The organism is Microbacterium sp. UCD-TDU, assembly GCF_000340625.1.
GTDB lineage: Bacteria > Actinomycetota > Actinomycetes > Actinomycetales > Microbacteriaceae > Microbacterium > Microbacterium maritypicum.
On the sequence record NZ_KB454446.1, the window covers coordinates 970,504 to 989,949 of the forward strand.

The window sequence follows — 19,446 nt, forward strand, 5'->3', positions numbered from 1 at the left end:
GCGGCCGGGTGGGGGCCCGGTCGCATCCGTATCAGCTGCGTCGCCGCACGCGGAAGCGTCGGCGTCGCGGCTGCTCGGCCGGGGCGGCCTTCGGCCGCGCCGCACGACGCTCCGCCCAAGCGGCCACCTCGGCGTCGACATCGCGGGGTGACGTGACGACGGGGGGACCGCCCTGGAGCTGGCGGCGCGCTTCCCGCACACGCCGGTTGAAGTCTTCGACGACGGTGCGCACATCCGACTCGCGACCGAGCAGATCGAGCTGGTCGTTCAGCTCCCGGTCCTCGGTGCGCAGCAGGATCGCCGGCGGCCCGAGACCGGTCAGGTTCTCGGTCTCGATCTTCCGGCGGATCCACCAGTCGGGGTCGTGGTGGGTGCCGAGCCCTTCGAGCGGCTTGCCCGCGCCGGGCAGGTCGTCGAACTCGCCGCGGCGGATCGCCACTTGGATGGCCGTCTCGATGAACGCGGCACGATCGACCGCCGCCGCGATCCCGGGCGGCGTGCCCGACTCCTCGTCGCCGTCCACGCTCTCGCCGTGCTGTCTGCTCGCGAGATACCGCGCCGCCGCGTCTCGGGGATCCGTCATGAGGCACCTCCGTGCATCCGAGCTCCCTCCCACCCTACGACGGCGGTCGCAGACGGAGACAGCACGGAAGGCGGGGTCGGTCCCAGGTCATAGGCTCGGAGGATGACCGCGCGTGCCTCCCTCAATCGAGACATCCTGCGGCTGGCCGTCCCGGCCCTCGGCGCCCTGATCGCGGAGCCGGCGTTCCTGATCGTGGATGCCGCGCTCGTCGGACACCTCGGAACCACTCCGCTCGCAGGGCTCGGCATCGCGGGAGCGGTGCTCCAGACGATCGTCGGGCTCATGGTCTTCCTGGCCTATTCGACGACCCCCGCTGTCGCCCGACGCTTCGGTGCGGGGCAGCCCGGCGAGGCCGTCTCCGTCGGCGTCAACGGCATGTGGCTGGCGCTCGGGCTCGGCGCCGTGCTCGCGGTGATCGGCGCCGTCTCCGCTCCGTGGCTGGTCTCCCTGTTCGGTGCGGGTGAAGCCGTCGCCGCTCAGGCGAACGAGTACCTGGTGATCTCGATGTGGGGCCTGCCGGCGATGCTCATCGTGTTCGCCGCGACCGGACTGCTGCGTGGCATGCAGGACACCATGACGCCGCTGTGGATCGCGGGACTCGGTTTCGGCGCGAACGCCCTGCTCAATTGGCTGTTCATCTACGGACTCGGCTGGGGCATCGCCGGATCCGCCGCCGGAACCGTGACCGCGCAGTGGGGAATGGTCGCCGCCTACGTGCTGGTCGTCCGCCGCCTCGCCACGCGTCACAGCGCCTCGTTGCGCGCGCAGAGCGCGGGCCTGCGCAACACCGCGACGTCGGGTGGATGGCTGTTCCTGCGCACCGTGAGCCTGCGTGTGGCCCTGCTCGCGACCGTGGGCGTGGCGACCGGCATCGGCACCGACGAGCTCGCCGGGTGGCAGATCGTGTTCACGATCTTCTCGGCGGCGGCCTTCGCCCTCGACGCGCTCGCGATCGCGGCCCAAGCGCTCATCGGCAAGGAGCTCGGAGCCGGAGACGAGCGGCAGGTGCACCGTGTGCTCGCCCGCACCGTCGCGTGGGGCGCCTGGTTCGGCGTGATCGTCGGCGGACTGATCGCCGCAGCTTCCGGGGTGCTCGGCATCGTCTTCACGGGCGACGCCGAGATCGCGGCGCTCGTGCAGCCCGCGCTGCTCGTGCTCGCGGTCGCCCAGCCGATCGCCGGTGTCGTCTTCGTGCTCGACGGGGTGCTCATGGGGGCGAACGACGCCCGATACCTCGCGATCGCTGGTGGCCTCAACCTGGTGCCGTTCCTGCCCGCGCTCTGGATCGTGGCCGCTACCGGGGTCGACGGCACGGCCGGTCTCGTCTGGCTCGCGCTCGCCTTCTTCGGCGTCTACCTTCTCGCACGACTCGGCACCCTGGGGTGGCGCGTGCGATCGGGGCGCTGGCTTGCCGCCTCGGCCTGACGGCGAGTGGTCTCATGCTGCACTGATCTGCACCTTCACCACTTCTCCACAACCGCCGGAATCCGCGGAATACTACGTCGCCGACCCCTGGCGCCTTCGACGATGATCGGGTGACACTGAAGGGATGCTGGGGATGACGGAACCACAGGTCTGGACACTGATCGGCGTCTTCGCCGCGGGGATGTTCGGCACCATCACGCTGATCTCGACGATGTTCCTGCGCACGATGCAGAACGGGTTCGACGGCGTGCGCACGGAGATGCAGAACGAGTTCGCGAGCGTGCGGACCGAGATGCGGAACGAGTTCGCGAGCGTACGCACCGAGATGCGGAGCGAGTTCGCGAATGTGCGGACAGAGATCGGAGCGGTGCACGGGCGAATCGGTCATCTGGATCGCGACGTCAACGCGATCTACCGTCACCTGTTCGGCATCGACCGCGGGTGACGCCGGGCGCTCTCGGGCTGGAGAGCGTCAGGCCGCGTATCTCCGGCACCACTCATACATGATCACGGCGGCCGCCGCGCTGGCGTTGATCGAACGGGTCGAGCCGTACTGGGTGATCTCGATGTGCGCGGAGGCAGCGGCGAGCGCCTCGTCCGAGAGCCCCGGTCCCTCCTGACCGAACAGCAGCACGCAGCGCTGCGGCAGGTCGGCCCTGTCGACCGGCACCGCACCATCGACGTTGTCGACCGCGATGATCGGGAGCGCTTCGGAGGCGGCCCAGGCGGCGAACGTCTCGACGTCTTCGTGGTGCACGACGTGCTGGTAGCGGTCGGTGACCATGGCCCCGCGCTTGTTCCAGCGACGGCGACCGATGATGTGCACGGTGTCGGCGAGGAAGGCGTTGGCGCTGCGCACGATGGACCCGATGTTCATGTCGTGCTGCCAGTTCTCGATCGCGACGTGGAACGGATGCCGCTGCGTGTCGAGGTCGGCGACGATCGCCTCCATCCGCCAGTAGCGATAGCGGTCGATCACGTTGCGGGTGTCGCCTGCAGCGAGGAGCTCGGGGTCGTACTGCTCACCGGCCGGCCACGCATCCTCGCCCCCCGGCCAGGGGCCGACGCCGTAGCCGGGCTGAGCGATCGACCCCGTGCTCACCGCGTCCGCGGGAACGTCGGGGGTCGTGCTGTCCGGCGCGGCGTCTTCCATCCCGCCAGGCTATCGCCGCCGCGCACCCCTGCCTGCCCTCGCCCCTGCGGACGCGACCCGAGAATGAAGCGACCGGATATTTAGGTGAACCGAAAAATGCGCTACGATTTCGGTGTGCCTAAAAATTCCTCACTCCCGATGACGGCTCCCGCCGCGCCCGCCGCCCGGGCTCCGCGGAGCCTGTGGCTGCTCGGTCCCGCCCTCGTCGCCGGCGTCGCCTACCTCGACCCCGGCAACGTCGCCAGCAACATGACCGCAGGCGCGCAGTACGGGTACCTGCTGGTGTGGGTGGTGCTCGCCGGCAACGTGATGGCGTGGCTGATCCAGTACCTCTCCGCCAAGCTGGGGGTCGTCACCGGGCAGAGCCTTCCCGAGGTGCTGGGCGCACGGCTGAAGCGGCCCTGGGCGCGCCGCGCCTACTGGCTGCAGGCCGAGCTCGTCGCGATGGCCACCGACCTGGCCGAGGTCATCGGCGGCGCGGTCGCCCTCAATCTGCTGTTCGATGTACCGCTGCTGCTCGGCGGCCTGATCACCGGTGCGGTCTCGATGGTCCTGCTCACGGTGCAGAGTCGGCGCGGCGCCCGACCCTTCGAATTCGTGATCATCGGGCTCATGGCGATCATCACGATCGGCTTCGTCGCCGGTGTCTTCGTCGCACCACCGGACCCGGCAGGAGTCATCGGCGGGATGGTCCCCCGCTTCCAGGACACCGGCTCGGTCCTGCTGGCCGCGTCCATCCTCGGGGCGACCATCATGCCGCACGCGATCTACGCGCACTCCTCGCTCGCCCGCGACCGCTTCGGCGCCACCACCGCCCATGCCGGCGATGAGGCCGTGCGCACCGAGACCTCGCGCATCCGCCGCCTGCTCACGGCCACCCGCTGGGACGTCTCGATCGCCATGGTGATCGCCGGTTCCGTGAACCTCTGCATCCTCCTGCTCGCCGCAGCGAACCTCGCCGGCGTCGAGGGCACCGACTCACTGGAGGGTGCCCATGCCGCCCTCGCTGCCGGACTCGGACCGGTCGTGGCGACCTTCTTCGCCGTGGGCCTGCTCGCCTCGGGCCTGGCCTCGACGTCGGTCGGCGCGTATGCCGGGGCGGAGATCATGCACGGTCTGCTGCATGTGCGCATCCCGCTGCTCGTGCGTCGACTGGTGACGCTGATCCCCGCGCTCGTGATCCTCGGCATCGGCTTCGACCCGACGCTCGCCCTGGTTCTCAGCCAGGTGGTGCTGTCGTTCGGCATCCCGTTCGCACTGATCCCGCTGGTCGTGCTCACCGCGCAGCGACGCACCCTCGGCGCCTGGGTCAACCGACGGTGGACGACGGCGGCGGGGGTCCTCGCCTCCGTGCTGCTGATCGCGCTCAACGGCGCCCTGCTCTGGCTGGTGCTGACGGGAGCCTGAGCCCGGATAGGCTCGATGCATGTCTGCCGAGAGCGCCCGCCGCAACGTCCGCATCCTCACCTGGATCGGCTTCGCGACCGGCGTGATCGGCGGCCTGCTGATCGCCTTCCCCACGGTCATCGGCCTCGCCAGCCCCTGGGTGCAGGTCGCGCTCGGCGTCGCCACGCTCGTGATGGCGTTCCGTGCGCGCAAGATCGGCATGGCCGAGGTCGAGGGGTTCGACGGCCGGCTGTCACTGGCCGCCGCCCTCCTCGGATTCCTCGTGCTGTTCTTCGCCGGTCAGGCCGCCTTCATCATCCTGACGACACTGGGCTGATCCGCGCGAGGATCGGGTCGGCGCGGACTACGCCATGACGAAGCCCGTGACCAGGTAGAGCACGAACGACAGCCCTGCGGCGATGCCCGCGTACGGCAGGATCGCGAGCATGAGGTTGATCGGCTTGATGCCGATCGATCTCGACGCGAGGATGATGCCGTCGCCGTAGAGGCAGGTGGTGCTGCCCAGCGCCGCTCCCGAGAACACCGCGGCGCCTGCGAGGATCGGGTCGGCGCCGAGCGCGAGCGCCAGCGGCAGGACGACCGGGGTGATCACCGCAGCGAGGTCCCAGAACGATCCGGTGGCGTACGCGTAGATGCCGCACACTGCGAACACGATCGCCGGCAGCAGTGCCGGGGTGAGCACCGGCTCGGTGACCTGGATCACGAACTCGGCGAGCTGCAGGGTGATGTTCATCTCCTGCACCATGAACGCGAGGACCGTGAGGATCATCACGAACAGCATGCTCTCGATACCCTCGAGCGCGGCATCCAGCACCCCGCGGATGCTGAGTCGGCGCTGCACGAGCACGATCACCAGAGTGACGGCAAGAGCCGCGGCGGTGCCGGCCACGACGTTCGCGTTGGTGACGATCGTCACACCGACCAGCACGGCCATCGCGATCAGGAAGCCCCAGGGCTGCGGCTTGCGCCCGGTGTCGGCAGAGGTCGCGAGCGCGGTGGCCACCCGCTGCGCGGTCGATCCGTCGGGGTCGTCGGCCTTGAGCTCGGCGAGGAGAGCGGCCCCCTCGGCCCGCCGCTCGTCGTCGGTGGTGCCGAGCGGGAAGACGTCGCCGTCTCGCTCCGCCCGGATCGCGTCGCGCTTGATCACGCCGAGCTTCGGCAGCCAGCCGATGCTCATCAGCAGGGCGACGGCGAGTGCCGCCCACCCGAAGAAGATGAACGGGATCGCCTGCAGGTAGGCCCCGAACCCCGTGCCGCCGACCGTGACGCCCTGCGCCTCGAACAGACCGGAGAAGAACAGCGCCCACGTCGAGACGGGGACGAGCACGGCGATGGGTGCGGCCGTCATCTTCATGATCGCGCCGAGCTGCGTGCGGGGTACCCGGTAGCGATCGGTCACGGGCTTCATCGAGGTACCCGTGGTCAGCACGTTCAGGTAGTCGTCGACGAACAGCACGACCGAGAGCAGGAACGTCAGCACGGTCGACTTGCGCCGCGAGGTGACGAATCGCTCCGCCCAGCGTGCGAAGTCGGTGACGATGCCCGACTTCTCGAACAGCATCATCAGGATGCCGAACAGCGCGACGATCAGCAGCAGCCACTGCGCCGTGGCGTTGGAGAGGGCTTTGCCGGTGTACTCGACCCAGACGTCGAAGCCACCCCAGCCGCCGAGGATCAGCGCCCCGGCCACGGTGCCGCAGAACAGGGCGAACAGGGTGCGCCGGGTGGCGACCGCGACGATCAGGATCACGACGATGGGCAGGAGCGCGAGTGCGCCGAATTCAGGCATGGGAGTCACCTCAGTGTGAAGGGATGCGGGTGCGAAGAGCGTGCGAGTGGTGCGATCGAGCCGGGGGTCAGGGCTCGACGCCGCCGACGACCGTCCCCTGTACGGGAAGGTCGGGGAGGTCGTCCGGGGCGACGTGCAGCGGGTTCTCCGCCCACACGGCGTAGTCGGCGCGGAACCCGGGGGCGATGCGGCCGAGGTCGGCATCTCCCTGGGCCAGGGCGGCGCCCACGGTGTAGCCGTGCAGCGCCTGGTAGGGGGTGAGCACCTGGTCGGGCTCGAACACCGGGGCGTCGGGGTCGCCGGGACGCCGTCGCAGCATCGACCACGCGAGGCCGATGCGGGCGTCGTTCTGCGCGATGGGCCAGTCGGATCCGAGGGCGAGGGGCGCTCCGGCCTCCCAGTAGTCGCGCACTCGCCAGGCGCGGGCGGCGCGAACGGGGCCCAACCGGTGCGACCAGTCATCCGAGCCGTCGGCCTTGCGCCACTGCATGTGCAGAGGCTGCATGGAGGCGGTGATCCCCGCAGCGGCGATGCGTGCGACGTCGCGGTCGGTCGTCGTCTCGAGGTGCTCGATGCGGTGGGGGGCTCCGCCGGCGCTGCGCACACCGGCGGCGAGATAGGCATCGACGACTTCCCCGACGGCACGATCGCCGATCGCATGGGTCGCCACCTGGAACCCGGCTTCGGCGTATCGCCGCACGGTGCGGGCGTAAGCGGCCGCATCCTTCCAGAACGGCTCCAGGCCCGCCCCTGCGGTATCCGGCTCGTGGAGCCAGGCGGTTCCGGTTTCGACCACGCCGTCGGCGTAGAGCTTGACCACGCCGCCGCGCCACCGGTCACCGCGGCGGTCGCGCATGGCGAGGTTGGCGACCGTGCGCTCCTCGTCGAATCCGGGTTCGTGGTCGATGGCCGACACGATGCGGATCGGCAGTCCTGGCCCCTGCTCCAGCGCATCGAGCAGGTCGAGCGTGGCGAAGCCGCCGTCCATGATCGTGCCGCCGGTGAGCCCGGAGTCGCGCAGGCCACGCAGCAGTTCGTGTCCGACGGCGAGGGTCTGATCGCGAGTCAGCGCAGGGGCGCTCAGCCGCACGGGCTCGTAGGCCCCGAGCTCGCGCAGCTCCCCGGTGGGGCGGCCATCGGCATCGACGACCACGCACGACGAGTCCTCGAACTCGCGCGCGCCGGTGATGCCCGCACGCGCGAGTCCCGCACGGCTGGCGAGGGCGGTGTGCCCGTCGAACACGATCAGCAGCGCCGGGAGTCCGCGCACCGCGTCTTCGATCGCCGCCGCCGTCATCGGCAGCTCGTGGAACACGTCGTAGTCGAGGTTCCAGCCGCGCACCCACGGGTCGGGGTCCTCGGCGAGCGCCCGGTCGGCTTCGGCTCGAAGCGCCGCGAGGAGCGCGGAACCGGTGGTCAGGCCGCCGAGGTCGATCCCCGCCGTCAGCTCGATGCCCTGAATGGGATGCAGGTGCGCGTCGATGAGTCCGGGGGTCACCGCTGCGCCGCCGAGATCGTGGACGACGGTGCGGGGCCCGCGCAGCTCACGCACCAGGTCGTCATCGCCGACGGCGAGGAAGCGGCCGTCGCGCACGGCGAAGGCGGTGGCGTGCGGGCGGCGCGGGTCCATCGTCACCACGTGCGCGCCGGTGACAATGGTGTCGGCGTCGAAACCGGTCATGGCTGTACCTTCGTCGGTGGTGGATCCTTCGGTATTGAAAGAGTTTCAATAAAATACCAGACGCCTGAGCAGAATCGAGCACGATGACGAAATCTCCGCGCAGAGCCGGTCGCCCGTCGACCCAGGTGCTCACCGAGGAGCGCATCCTGAAGGCCGCGTTCGCGCTCAGCGCCCAGCGCACTGCGCGCCAGTTCACGATGACCGCACTCGCCGAATCGCTGGGTGTTCGCACCTCGGCGCTCTACCACCACTTCGCGAACCGGGACGCCGTGATCCGGGCGATGCGCGGGCAGGTGAGCCGCGCGCTCGTCTCCCCCGTGCTCCACGAGATGCCGGTCGAGGACGCGCTTCTCACCTGGGCGCACAGCTACCGTGACGCCGCGATCGCCGCACCGGAGGCCATGGTCATGCTCGCGACCTCGCCGATCGACGCCGACGAGGGCTCGTTCGCCGACTACGAGCAGATCGCCCGGCTGCTCGCCGCCGACAGCTGGCCGACCGACACCATCGTGGACGCCATCGTCGCCCTGGAGTCGTTCATCATCGGCTCCGCGCTGGATGCCCTCGCCCCCGCGGACAACATGGCTCCCGGCGCGCTCGCTGCGCAGTTCCCCGCCTTCGCCGAGGCCGAGGCCGCCCGCGCGCGGCTCAGCACTGACCCCGCCCGGCGCACGTTCGAGATCGGCGTGCGCGCTCTCATCCACGGACTCACCGCGTGGGCACGCGAGAGCACCACGTAGGCTGGTCCGGTGGCATCCCCTGCAGCTGACGACTATCTGAAGACCGTCTACGCGCACACCGAGTGGCAGGACGCACCGATCACCCCCTCGGTGCTCGCCGCGAAGCTCGGCATCGCCCCGTCCTCGGTCACCGAGATGGTGAAGAAGCTCGCCGCCGCAGGACTCGTGTCGCACGTGCCCTACGGTGCGGTGCGACTGACGGAGGCCGGCACCGCCCGCGCCCTCGCCATGGTGCGCCGGCACCGGCTGGTCGAGACCTGGCTGGTGCAGGAGTTCGGCTACGGCTGGGACGAGGTGCACGACGAGGCCGAGGTGCTCGAGCACACCATCAGCGACCGACTGCTCGAGGGCATCGACGCCCGTCTGGGACGCCCCCGCTTCGACCCCCATGGCGATGCGATCCCCGACGCCGACGGCCGCATCGAGCGCGAGCCGTTCGTGCTGCTCGCGGATGCGCCGGTCGGGCACACGGGGCGCGTGCTGCGGGTCGACGACCGCGACCCCGAGCTGCTCCGAGCCCTGGAGCCCCTCGGGCTGGCGGTCGCATCGACCGTGACGGTCACGGCATCCGGGGTCGAGATCGACGGCACGCAGACGGCTCTTCCCGACGAGGCGGCACAGGTGGTCTGGCTCAGCGCCTAGCTCCCTCTGCAACACGGTCAGGCGCGCGTCACCCCTGCCCTCTAGGCTGTGCACATGGCACAACGTGATGACATCGAATGCTGGCTCACCGACATGGACGGCGTGCTCGTCCATGAGAACGACGCCATCCCCGGAGCCTCCGAACTGCTCGCCGGCTGGGAGAGCGCGGGCGTCCCGTACCTGGTGCTCACCAACAACTCGATCTTCACCGCGCGCGACCTGTCTGCACGCCTGCGCATCAGCGGACTGCACGTGCCGGAGGAGCGCATCTGGACCTCGGCGCTCGCGACCGCCGATTTCCTGAAGCAGCAGCTTCCCGGAGGCTCGGCGTTCGTGATCGGCGAGGCCGGCATCCTCACCGCGCTGCACGACGCCGGCTTCATCATGACCGAGACGAACCCCGACTTCGTGGTCGTCGGCGAGACGCGCAACTACTCGTTCGAGGCGATCACCAAGGCGATCCGCCTCATCATCGGCGGCGCGCGCTTCATCGTCACGAACCCGGACGCCACGGGCCCGAGCACCGACGGACCGCTCCCGGCCACCGGCGCGATCGCCGCCCTCATCACGAAGGCCACGGGCAAGGAGCCCTACGTCGTCGGCAAGCCGAACCCGATGATGTTCCGCTCTGCACTGAACAAGATCGGCGCGCACTCCAAGCGCACCGGCATGATCGGCGACCGCATGGACACCGATGTCGTGGCCGGCATCGAGGCGGGCCTGCACACCGTGCTGGTGCTGACCGGCATCAGCGACCAGGCCGAGATCGAGAAGTACCCGTTCCGCCCCGACGAGATCGTGCAGTCGGTGGCCGACCTGCTGCCGCGGATCACCGAGACGATCACGACGGTGAAGACCAAGAAGTAGCCCATGGGCGCACTGGACGACGGCGAGCGGATCAGGGCGGCGGATGCCGCGGCCTGGCGCGCCTGGCTCGCCGAGAACCACGAGCGCACGGGAGGCGTCTGGCTGCTGAGCGTGCGAGGCGCCTCCGATGGCGTCAGCTACGAGGATGCCGTGCGGCACGCCCTCTGCTTCGGTTGGATCGACGGGCCCGTGCGTGTGTTCGACGACGGGACGGACGACCGTGCCTCCGGGCAGTGGTTCTCCCCTCGGCGCCCCGGCAGCGGGTGGGCGGCGACGAACAAGGCGCGCATCGCCGAGCTCGAAGCCGCGGGACTGCTCGCCCCGGCCGGCATCCGCGTGCTCGATGCGGCCAGGGCGAACGGCTCCTGGACGCTGCTCGACGGACCGGAGGCCGGGATCGAGCCCGACGAGTTCACCGCCGCGCTCGATGCCGTGCCCGCCGCACGTGCGAACTGGGATGCCTTCCCGAAGTCGGTCAAGAAGTTCGGTCTCACGCAGATCGCGATGGCCAAGCGGCCGGAGACGAAGACCGCCCGCATCGCGAAGATCGTGGCGGATGCCGCGGAGGGGAAACGTCCATGAACCAGAACGACCTGCTGTTCCTCGTCGTCTTCCTGATCCTGCTCACCTCGCTGACGGTGTTCATCGTGCAGTTCGTGCGCTCGCGCCGCGGACGCGGCGGCTCGGACGACGGCCGCGCCGGCTGGTGGGAAGGCCCCTGGGACGACGACGACCGCAGGCGCTGAGCCTGCGGTCGTCGGAGGACCTCGGTCAGGAGGCCAGCGAAGCCCCGGGGATCGCGGCCAGCAGCTCGCGCGTGTACGGATGCTGCGGGGCGTCGAAGATGCGCTCGGGCGTACCGCTCTCGACCACGACACCGCGCTGCATGACGTGCACCTCGTCGGAGATCATCCGCACCACGGCGAGGTCGTGACTGATGAAGAGGTAGCTCAGGCCCAGGCGCTTCTGCAGGTCGGCGAGCAGGTCGAGGATCTGCGCCTGCACCAGCACGTCGAGCGCCGACACCGCCTCGTCGAGCACCACGAGCTCGGGCTCGAGTGCGAGGGCACGCGCGATCGCGACGCGCTGACGCTGTCCGCCCGACAGCTCGTGCGGCAGGCGCTCCGCCATCGCCGCGGGCAGCGCGACCTGCTCCAGCAGTTCGAGCACCCGCGCATGCCGCGACGCCGTGGTGCCGATGCGGTGCACGCGCAGCGGCTCGGCGATCGACTGCTCGACCGTGTAACGCGGATCGAGCGAGGCGTAGGGGTTCTGGAACACCGGCTGCACGCGACGGCGCAGGGCGAACAGCTCCTTGCGGCGGAGCGTGGTCAGGTCGAGCCCGTCGAACAGGATCGACCCCGACGTGGCGTCTTCGAGCCCGAGCACCATGTTCGCGGTCGTCGACTTGCCGGAGCCCGACTCGCCCACGATCGACACCGTGGTGCCGCGGCGGATCTCGAAGCTCACGCCGTCGACGGCCGTGAACGTCTGCGGCTCCCCGGCCTTGGGGGCGCGGAGGGCGAACTCCTTGCGGAGGTCGCGGATCTCGACGAACGGCGTGCCCGTGGCAGCCTCGCGCTGCGGCAGGGCATCGCGGCGCGAGGCGAGGCTGGGTGCCGCAGCGAGCAGCTGCTTCGTGTACTCGTGCTGCGGGGCGCCGAGCACCTGCGCCGAGGTGCCCTCCTCGACCACCCGACCGCGGAACATGACGACGATGCGATCTGCGCGCTCGGCGGCGAGGGCCAGGTCGTGCGTGATCAGGAAGACCGCGGTGCCGAGCTCATCGGTGAGCGTGTCGAGCTGGTCGAGGATGCGGCGCTGCACCGTCACGTCGAGGGCGGAGGTGGGCTCGTCGGCGATCAGCAGGCGCGGCTTGCAGGCGAGGCCCATGGCGATCAGCACGCGCTGGCGCATGCCGCCGGAGAACTCGTGCGGGTACTGGTGGGCGCGCTGCGCGGCATCCGCGATCCCCACCATCTCCAGCAGCTCGACGACTCGGGCCTTGGTGGCGTCGCCGTGCGTGTGGCCGTGCACCTCGAGCGCCTCGCCGATCTGCTCGCCCACGCGCATGAGCGGGTTGAGGTTCGACATCGGGTCCTGCGGCACGAGGCCGATCCCGGCACCGCGGAGCGAGATCATGGCGTTCTCGGGGAGGTCGGTCAGCTCGCGTCCGTCGAAGCGGATGCTGCCGGCCGTGATCACCCCGTTCTCGGGGAGCAGACGGTTGACCGCGGCCGCGGTGGTGGACTTGCCCGACCCCGACTCCCCCACGATCGCGACGGTCTCACCGGCGGCGATGTCGATGTTGACGTCGCTGATCGCGGTGACCAGCTCGGAACCGGTCCGGAAGGCGACGGCGAGGCCGCTGATGCTCAGCACGGGCTCGGTGGTGCTCATGGTGTTCTCGTTCCTTCGTTGTCGTCGGGATCGTTGTCATGGGGATCGTTGTCGTCGGGCACGAGCGCGGGGAGTGCCGTGCCCCAGAGCGCCTCGGTCGGTGCGGGCTCGGCGGCGAAGAGGCGGGTGCTCAGCAGCACCACGGCCGTGCCGGTGCCCGGAAGGAGTCCAAGCGCGCATCCTGTGTAGCCGGGGTGCCAGAGCAGACGGGTCCGCCCACCGGCGACCGCGATCGCATCGCTGCGCCAGCCCAGTGCCTGTCCGGGGTCCGGTCCATCCCGGAACAGCTCGGCGACGGCATCCGGATCCCACAGCTCCGGGTGCCGCTCGGGCGCGGCCAGCGCGGCACCGAGGGTCAGCAGATCACCGGCGGTGCTGAAGAGTCCGGCGTGACCTGCGACGCCGCCGAGGGCGTGGAAGCAGTTGCCGTCGTTCACGACGCCGGCGATCTCGTCGTCGCGCCAGGCGAACTCCCGCGCGGTCGTGAGGATCGGATAGGGCTCACCCGTGGCCACCATGCGATGCTCGGCGGCATCGCCGACGGCGGAGGAGGCGACGGGAGGGGCGAACGGGCCGTATGCGGTGCGGTCGAGGCCGAGGGGTGCGGTCACGAGCTCGCGGACGGCGGCATCCAGCGGCGCGCCGGTGACGGCCGCGATGATGCGGCCGAGGAGCATGAAGCCGAGATCGGAGTAGTGGCGGCCTTCGTCCAGGCCGTAGCGCAGCGGGATCGCATCGACCGCGGCGGCGGGGTCGCCGGCGTGCTCACGATCGAGGTAGAGCGGCTGCCATTCCCAGAGTCCTGCGCGGTGCTGCAGGAGGTGGCGCACGGTGGTTCCCTCCGCGCACGCGGTGCCGCGGACGAACCGCTCGACCGGGTCGTCGAAGCCCAGCTCGCCCCGGCTCACGAGTCGCAGGATCGCGGTGGCGGTCGCGGCGACCTTCGACACCGAGGCGATGTCGAACGCGGTCTCTGTGGTCATCGCCGCTCCGGCGAGGTCCGCCAGACCGCCGGCGGCGATGTCGCGCCCGGCAGCGGTGACGACACCCGCGACCACGCCGCGTGGGGCGGACTCCAGCGCGAGCACGGCGCCGACGGCTTCGGCGGCGGTCATGCGCGCACCTCCGCGCCGACGGGGAGGTCGAGCAGGACCTCGGGGCGCGCATCCGCGGCGAGGGCGCTGATGCCGAGACCCGAGTCCGCCGCCAGCAGCAGATCGTCTCCGGACGGTACGACGCCGCCGATCACCGGCGACCTCTGCAGCCAGAACGCCGCATCCAGGTCATGCACGACACCGGGGGCGACGACAGCGGCGAGGTGGGCGGCGGCGCTCACTCCGACATGCGACTCCATCATGCAGCCGATCACGACACCCAGGCCCGCCTCCCGTGCGGCGTCCGCGGCGGCGAGGGCCTCGGCCAGTCCCCCCGTCTTGGCGAGCTTGATGTTCACGAGATCGGCGGCTCCGCGCTCAGCAACCCTGCGCACGTCGTGGGCCGTGCGCACCGACTCGTCGGCCATGATCGGGGTGTCGACGGCCGCTGTCACGGCGGCGAGAGCATCGAGATCGTGCGCGGCGACGGGCTGCTCGACGAGTTCGATCCCGAGGCCTGCGTCTTCGGCGGCACGGATCACGCGGATCGCCGTCTCGGCGTCCCAGGCCTGGTTCGCGTCGATCCGCAGCGTGATGTCGGGTCCGACCGCGGAACGAACGGCGCGGAGTCCGCCGACGGTGTCGTGCGCGGCGGAGGCCTTGAGCTTGAGGCACCCGAACCCTGCGGTGACGTACTCCTCGGAAAGCGCTGCCACCGCATCCGGCTCCCCCACGGACAAGGTCATGTCGGTGCGGATGCGCGACGCCCCCGAGGAGTCGTGCACGGCGTATGCGCGTGACAGGTCGGCCGCGAGCGAGACCCCGTGCTGCTGTGCGGCGAGGTCCGCGACGGCGCACTCGACCGCGCTGCGGGCGGCGGCGTTTCCCCAGATCGACCGCGCGACGGCGACAGCAAGCCCGGGGTCGCCGGCGTCGCGACCGCGTACGGCCTCGGCGAGCGGACCTGCGACGGCGGCGGCGACACTCTGCGGGCTCTCCCCCGTGACGCGCCAGCTCGTGGCGGCCTCACCGTATCCGCGGCGCCCGTCGGCGTCGGTCGCCTCGACGAGCACGACGTCGAGGCGATCGGTGCGGCGCACGGCGGTGATGAACGGCCGCATCAGGGGCGACGGCACCCGGAGCACGCGCAGGCGCATCACCGCGCTCATGGCGATACCCCGCTCATGTCCACTCCCTGCGCATGCGCTGTTCGGGTTCTCCGAACTCCGGCTGCGTGCGGGTGGCTCCATCGGGGTGCCAGCCCTTCGCCTCGTAGAAGCCGATCGACGGCGCGTTGGCCGCGAACACCCACAGCGTCGCGGCCTCGGCCCCGGCCTCCTGCAGGTCGGCGGTCGCCCGTGCCAGCAGCGCGCCGCCGATTCCCCCGCCGTGGGCACGGGGCGAGACGTACAGGGAGTGCACGGCACCGTCGATCCGCCCCTCGCCGCCTGCGGTCGCGGCGTACCGGGTGAGTCCGACGATCCCGCCGTCGCGCTCCGCGACGAGCACGACGCCCACCGGATCGGCGAGCACCCGCTGCCACAGCGCCTCGGCGCGCTCGTCGGTCATGGCATCGATCGCCCCATCGGGCAGCACGCCGCGGTAGCTCTCCCGCCAGCAGGCGAGGAACACCTCGATCACCCCGGACAGGTCGTCCGGGGTGGCGGGGCGCACCTGGAGGCTCACGATGCTGCGGCCTCCGTGAGCACGAGGGAGTCGATGGCGGCGATCGGCTCCGGCATCTGCAGAGGACCGACACCCGGGGTGATGGTGCCCAGGATGCGCGGCTCGCGCGCACCTGTTCCCCCCGGGACGATCGCGGGAACACCGTGCATCGTGGACCAGCCGATCAGCGCGAGGAGGATCGCCTCCTTGCTGTCGGCGGCCGCACCCAGCTCGTCGGCCAGCACGACCTCGGTCGCAGGCAGCGCGGCGCGCAGTCCGTCGAGGATCAGCGGGTTGCGACAGCCTCCGCCCGACACGGCGAGGAAACCGATACCCGCAGCCTCCACATCACGCGCGACCGTGCGGACCGTGAGCTCGGTCAGGGTGCGAACGACATCCGCGACGGCGATCTCGCGGCCCTGCGCAGCGAGGTGCTCCTGCACGTAACCGAGGTGGAAGTGCTCCTTGCCCGTGCTCTTGGGCGGCGTGAGGGCGTAGTACGAGTCCTCCAGCAGCGCGGCCAGCAGTGCCTCGTCGACCTGTCCTGTGCGGGCGATCGCGGCGTCGTCGTCATAGCCGAGCGGGTTGAGGCCGTGCTCCACGATGACCGCATCCACCAGCGCGTTCGCGGGGCCGATGTCGTAGGCGACCAGGCCGTCCTGCCGCACCACCGTCATGTTCGAGATGCCGCCCAGGTTCAGGGCCGCCGACACCCCGGCGCGCGAGCGCAGCAGCAGCTCGTCGAGGAACGACACCAGCGGGGCACCGTGCCCGCCGACCGTGATGTCGCGGATGCGGATGTCGGAGACCACGGGCGCACCGACCTTCTCCGCGATCCAGGCGGGCTGCCCGATCTGCAGGGTGCCCAGCGCGTGCGCGCCGTCGACCCAGTGGTACACGGTCTGCCCGTGCGAGCAGACCGCGTCGACACCGCCCACCTCTGCGGCGATGTCGGCGGCGACCTCGGCGAACGCCTGTCCGATGAGGGTGTCGAGCTCGCACACCTCGGCGAGGGTGGTCTGCGCCGGCGGCAGCGCTGCGATCAGCCGCGCCCGCAGCTCGGGCGCGTAGGGCACGCTCGTGGCGGTGAGCACCGTGCCGTGCAGATCCGCCCCGTGCGCGGTGAAGCCGCCATTGGTCGTGAAGTCGACGACGGCGGCATCGATCCCGTCGTGCGAGGTGCCGGAGATCAGTCCGAGGACGCGCATCAGTTCTCCTCCAGTGCGGTGCGCAGCCGACCGTCGGCGGCGCCCAGTCGAGCGGTCGCCGCGGCGAGATCCTCACCGCGGCGGATCATGATCGACGCGAGCTTCACGTCGTAGGCGGCTGCCTCCAGCGCAGCCACCGCCGCGTCGCGGTCGACCTCGGCGATGGTCTGCACCATCCGGATCGCCCGCTCGCGCAGCTTGTGGTTGGTGGCCTTCACATCCACCATCAGGTTGCCGTAGGCCTTGCCGTTTCGCACCATCGAGATGGTCGAGAACATGTTGAGCACGAGCTTCTGCGCCGTGCCCGACTTGAGGCGGGTCGAACCGGAGAGCACCTCGGGGCCGACCTCGACCTCGATCCCGTGTTCCGCCGCCGCGCTGAGAGCGGTACCGACGTTGCACGAGAGGCCGATGCTGAGCGCTCCGAGCTCGCGCGCGCGGCGGACGGCGGCGATCACATACGGCGTGCGTCCGCTCGAGGCGATGCCGATCACGGTGTCGAGCGGGCCGATGCCCGCCGCGTCGATGGCGGCAGCGCCCGCTTCCGCGTCGTCCTCCGCACCCTCGACGGGGTTCACGATCGCGCCGGGACCGCCCGCCATGATCGCGAACACCAGCTCCGGCGGAGTGCTGAAGGTGGGAGGGCACTCCGAGGCGTCGAGCACGCCGATGCGGCCGGGGGTTCCCGCGCCGACGTAGACCAGGCGTCCGCCCTGCGCCATACGGGCGGCCGTGGCCTCGATCGCCGGAACGATCTCCCCGAGTGCGCGTTGCACGGCGGCCGGCACCGTGGCATCCGCCTCGTTCATGGTCTGCGCGAGCTCCGCCACGCTCATCAGGTCGAGTTCGGCGTAGCGGGGATCGCTGGCCTCCGTCGCCAGTGCGCCGAGGTCCTCCATGGTCATCGCTTTCCTCTGTTCCGGGGGTCGAGGCTGTCGCGCAGGCCGTCGCCGAGCAGGTTCAACCCCACGACGAGGAGCACCACGATCACACCGGGGGCGATCATGGTCCACGGGGCGATCGTCACGAGCGTGCGCGCTTCGAAGATCATCGAGCCGAGCGAAGGCGCGGGCGGAGGGGTGCCGAGGCCGAGGAAGCTCAGCGAGGCCTCGGTGAGCACGGCCCAGGACAGCGAGAGCGTCACCTGCACGATGATGATCGACGTGATGTTCGGCAGCACATGCCGGAACATGGTCGCCATGCGGCTCTGACCCGTGCTCTTGGCGGCCTTGACGTACTCGACCTCGCGCAGCGACAGCACCGGCCCTCGGGTGACGCGGATGAAGATCGGCACATAGACGATCGCGATGGCCACGGCGATGGTGAACCAGTTGCGCTCGAACACCGAGGCGAGTGACAGCGCGAGCAGCAGCGGAGGGAAGGCGAACAGCACGTTGGTGACCGCGGTGATCGCGCCGTCGGAGAAGCCGCGGTAGAAGCCGGCGATGAGCCCGCACACGGTGCCGACCACGGTGGCGAAGGCCACGGCGACGACCGAGATCAGCGCCGAGTTGGCGACGCCGGCGGCGACGCGGGAGAACACGTCGCGACCGAACTGGTCGGTGCCGAACCAGTGCACGGCCGACGGCGGCTGCAGGCGGGAGGGCGGATCCTGCGCGAGCGGGTCGAACGGCAGCAGCCCGAAAGCCGAGACGAGGCTCAGCACGGCGAGAAGTGCGACGATGATGAGTCCCGTGAGCCCGCTGCGGCTGCGCAGCAGGAGACGCACGCGCTCCATGGTGCGCCCGCCGCCGGGGGCGAGGGCCGGGGTCTGAGAGATGTCGGTCATGCGGCACGCACCCGAGGATCGATGACCCGGTACAGCAGGTCGGTGAGCAGGTTGACGATGACGAAGGCGAGCGCGATCACGAGCACGGTGCTCTGCACGAGCGCGTACTCCTTCTGCTGGATGCCCAGCAGCACCTGACGCCCGATGCCGGGGAGCGAGAAGATCTGCTCCACCACCACGGCACCGCCGAGGAGGTAGCCGAACTGCAGGCCGGTCATGGTGACGATGGGCACGAGCGCGTTGCCGAGCACGTGGCGCACCTGCAGGCGACGCGGGGGGACGCCCTTCGCCCTGGCAGTGCGGATGAAGTCGTTGGAGCGGATCTCGAGCACGGCCGTGCGGGTGGTGCGCATGATCGGCGCGGCGATGCCGAAGCCGAGCACGATCGAGGGCAGCAGCATCTGCTGGAGGTTCAGCAGCGGGTTCTCGAACAGCGTGGCGTAGGCCTGGCCGTTGGGGTTGAAGCCGAACGACGAGGCGAGGATCGCCAGCAGCGCCGTGCCGAGCAGGAACGCGGGGATCGAGAGACCGGCGAGGCCGACCACCTGTCCGACGCCGTCGCGGAACGAGTCGGGCTTCGATGCGGAGAGCATTCCGAGCGGGATGCCGATGGCCAGCGCGATCACGATCGAGAAGATCGCGAGCTCGAACGTCACGGGGAGGGCGGCGGCGGTGAGATCGAGCACGCTCGTCTGCGCCCGCGACGAGAAGCCGAGGTTGCCGGTGAAGATGTTGCCCAGCCACGAGAAGAACTGCACGAAGAGCGGCTGGTCAAGGCCGTAGTACGACTCGAGGGCGGCGCGCTGCGACGGCGTGAGGGCGGCGGCCTCGGTGCCGAGGCCGGAGCTGATCTGGTCGCCGGGGATGGCGCGCAGCATCAGGAAGACGAAGATGGCGACGCCGAGGAGCGTGCCGAGGGCTGCGAGGATGCGTCGCAGCACGCTGTTGCGGAGGATCTGTCTGAACATGCGCGTGTGTGGGTGCCTGTCGTCGGGGAGAGAGG

General features: G+C 70.5%; 21 protein-coding genes. 9 read left to right on the top strand and 12 right to left on the bottom strand.

Annotated features, from left to right (window positions below):
* Window positions 1-31: 31 nt before the first annotated feature.
* The gene (locus tag D514_RS27585) at window positions 32-583 is read right to left on the bottom strand and encodes a DUF1992 domain-containing protein (protein ID WP_017829568.1); all 552 of its coding nucleotides are present in this window, start codon (window positions 581-583) and stop codon (window positions 32-34) included.
* A 102-nt stretch (window positions 584-685) separates the two neighbouring features.
* On the opposite strand from D514_RS27585, the gene D514_RS27590 reads away from it, so the two are divergent.
* Together D514_RS27590 and D514_RS27595 are read left to right on the top strand one after the other, a co-directional pair.
* Entirely contained in the window at window positions 686-2,008 is a 1,323-nt protein-coding gene (locus D514_RS27590; RefSeq protein ID WP_017829569.1) for an MATE family efflux transporter, read from the top strand.
* 133 nt (window positions 2,009-2,141) lie between these two features.
* Window positions 2,142-2,453 carry a hypothetical protein gene (locus D514_RS27595; protein WP_017829570.1) on the top strand — a complete coding sequence of 104 codons (312 nt, stop codon included), beginning with the start codon at window positions 2,142-2,144 and terminating at the stop codon, window positions 2,451-2,453.
* A gap of 27 nt (window positions 2,454-2,480) precedes the next feature.
* Here D514_RS27595 and D514_RS27600 read toward each other — a convergent pair whose 3' ends face one another.
* On the bottom strand, window positions 2,481-3,161 hold the full coding sequence (locus D514_RS27600) for a TrmH family RNA methyltransferase (protein ID WP_017829571.1): 681 nt from the start codon (window positions 3,159-3,161) through the stop codon (window positions 2,481-2,483).
* A 138-nt stretch (window positions 3,162-3,299) separates the two neighbouring features.
* Between D514_RS27600 and D514_RS27605 the strand changes: the two genes are divergently transcribed.
* Together D514_RS27605 and D514_RS27610 are read left to right on the top strand one after the other, a co-directional pair.
* Complete coding sequence (locus tag D514_RS27605) at window positions 3,300-4,568, top strand: Nramp family divalent metal transporter (RefSeq protein WP_017829572.1); 1,269 nt, start codon at window positions 3,300-3,302, stop codon at window positions 4,566-4,568.
* A 19-nt stretch (window positions 4,569-4,587) separates the two neighbouring features.
* On the top strand, window positions 4,588-4,884 hold the full coding sequence (locus D514_RS27610; RefSeq protein WP_017829573.1) for a hypothetical protein: 297 nt from the start codon (window positions 4,588-4,590) through the stop codon (window positions 4,882-4,884).
* Window positions 4,885-4,911: 27 nt separating this feature from the next.
* Here D514_RS27610 and D514_RS27615 read toward each other — a convergent pair whose 3' ends face one another.
* Both D514_RS27615 and D514_RS27620 read right to left on the bottom strand, forming a co-directional pair.
* Entirely contained in the window at window positions 4,912-6,357 is a 1,446-nt protein-coding gene (locus tag D514_RS27615; protein ID WP_017829574.1) for a Na+/H+ antiporter NhaC family protein, read from the bottom strand.
* Between the two features lie 67 nt (window positions 6,358-6,424).
* A complete protein-coding gene (locus D514_RS27620; RefSeq protein WP_017829575.1) occupies window positions 6,425-8,038 on the bottom strand; it encodes an amidohydrolase in 1,614 nt (537 codons plus the stop codon).
* 83 nt (window positions 8,039-8,121) lie between these two features.
* Between D514_RS27620 and D514_RS27625 the strand changes: the two genes are divergently transcribed.
* The 5 genes from D514_RS27625 to D514_RS38940 are packed head-to-tail and all read left to right on the top strand — an operon-like array spanning window position 8,122 to window position 11,033.
* Window positions 8,122-8,778: a TetR/AcrR family transcriptional regulator gene (locus D514_RS27625; protein WP_017829576.1), complete on the top strand. Its 657-nt coding sequence runs from the start codon at window positions 8,122-8,124 to the stop codon at window positions 8,776-8,778.
* Window positions 8,779-8,787: 9 nt separating this feature from the next.
* Complete coding sequence (locus D514_RS27630; protein ID WP_017829577.1) at window positions 8,788-9,420, top strand: metal-dependent transcriptional regulator; 633 nt, start codon at window positions 8,788-8,790, stop codon at window positions 9,418-9,420.
* Between the two features lie 54 nt (window positions 9,421-9,474).
* Window positions 9,475-10,287 carry an HAD-IIA family hydrolase gene (locus D514_RS27635; RefSeq protein WP_031205737.1) on the top strand — a complete coding sequence of 271 codons (813 nt, stop codon included), beginning with the start codon at window positions 9,475-9,477 and terminating at the stop codon, window positions 10,285-10,287.
* 3 nt (window positions 10,288-10,290) lie between these two features.
* Window positions 10,291-10,869, top strand: coding sequence for a YdeI family protein (locus D514_RS27640; protein ID WP_017829579.1), 579 nt, complete (start codon window positions 10,291-10,293; stop codon window positions 10,867-10,869).
* Window positions 10,866-11,033 (top strand): hypothetical protein, encoded by a 168-nt coding sequence (locus tag D514_RS38940; protein WP_017829580.1) that lies wholly within the window; start codon window positions 10,866-10,868, stop codon window positions 11,031-11,033. The genes D514_RS27640 and D514_RS38940 overlap by 4 nt, the downstream gene beginning before the upstream one ends.
* Window positions 11,034-11,058: 25 nt before the next feature.
* Here D514_RS38940 and D514_RS27645 read toward each other — a convergent pair whose 3' ends face one another.
* Genes D514_RS27645 through D514_RS27685 form a run of 8 tightly spaced genes read right to left on the bottom strand, consistent with a single transcriptional unit; the run spans window position 11,059 to window position 19,411 of the window.
* Window positions 11,059-12,687, bottom strand: a complete 1,629-nt coding sequence (locus D514_RS27645) for an ABC transporter ATP-binding protein (RefSeq protein ID WP_017829581.1) — start codon at window positions 12,685-12,687, stop codon at window positions 11,059-11,061.
* Complete coding sequence (locus tag D514_RS27650; RefSeq protein WP_017829582.1) at window positions 12,684-13,802, bottom strand: serine hydrolase; 1,119 nt, start codon at window positions 13,800-13,802, stop codon at window positions 12,684-12,686. The genes D514_RS27645 and D514_RS27650 overlap by 4 nt, the downstream gene beginning before the upstream one ends.
* Window positions 13,799-14,950 (bottom strand): enolase C-terminal domain-like protein, encoded by a 1,152-nt coding sequence (locus D514_RS27660; protein WP_017829583.1) that lies wholly within the window; start codon window positions 14,948-14,950, stop codon window positions 13,799-13,801. Before D514_RS27660 ends, D514_RS27650 begins: the two co-directional genes overlap by 4 nt.
* A gap of 13 nt (window positions 14,951-14,963) precedes the next feature.
* On the bottom strand, window positions 14,964-15,467 hold the full coding sequence (locus D514_RS38705) for a GNAT family N-acetyltransferase (protein ID WP_017829584.1): 504 nt from the start codon (window positions 15,465-15,467) through the stop codon (window positions 14,964-14,966).
* Window positions 15,464-16,654 carry an anhydro-N-acetylmuramic acid kinase gene (locus tag D514_RS38710; protein ID WP_017829585.1) on the bottom strand — a complete coding sequence of 397 codons (1,191 nt, stop codon included), beginning with the start codon at window positions 16,652-16,654 and terminating at the stop codon, window positions 15,464-15,466. The genes D514_RS38705 and D514_RS38710 overlap by 4 nt, the downstream gene beginning before the upstream one ends.
* A complete protein-coding gene (gene murQ / locus D514_RS27675; RefSeq protein WP_017829586.1) occupies window positions 16,654-17,559 on the bottom strand; it encodes an N-acetylmuramic acid 6-phosphate etherase in 906 nt (301 codons plus the stop codon). The genes D514_RS38710 and murQ overlap by 1 nt, the downstream gene beginning before the upstream one ends.
* Window positions 17,556-18,443 (bottom strand): ABC transporter permease, encoded by an 888-nt coding sequence (locus D514_RS27680; protein ID WP_017829587.1) that lies wholly within the window; start codon window positions 18,441-18,443, stop codon window positions 17,556-17,558. The genes murQ and D514_RS27680 overlap by 4 nt, the downstream gene beginning before the upstream one ends.
* Window positions 18,440-19,411 carry an ABC transporter permease gene (locus D514_RS27685; RefSeq protein WP_017829588.1) on the bottom strand — a complete coding sequence of 324 codons (972 nt, stop codon included), beginning with the start codon at window positions 19,409-19,411 and terminating at the stop codon, window positions 18,440-18,442. Before D514_RS27685 ends, D514_RS27680 begins: the two co-directional genes overlap by 4 nt.
* Between the last annotated feature and the right edge of the window lie 35 nt (window positions 19,412-19,446).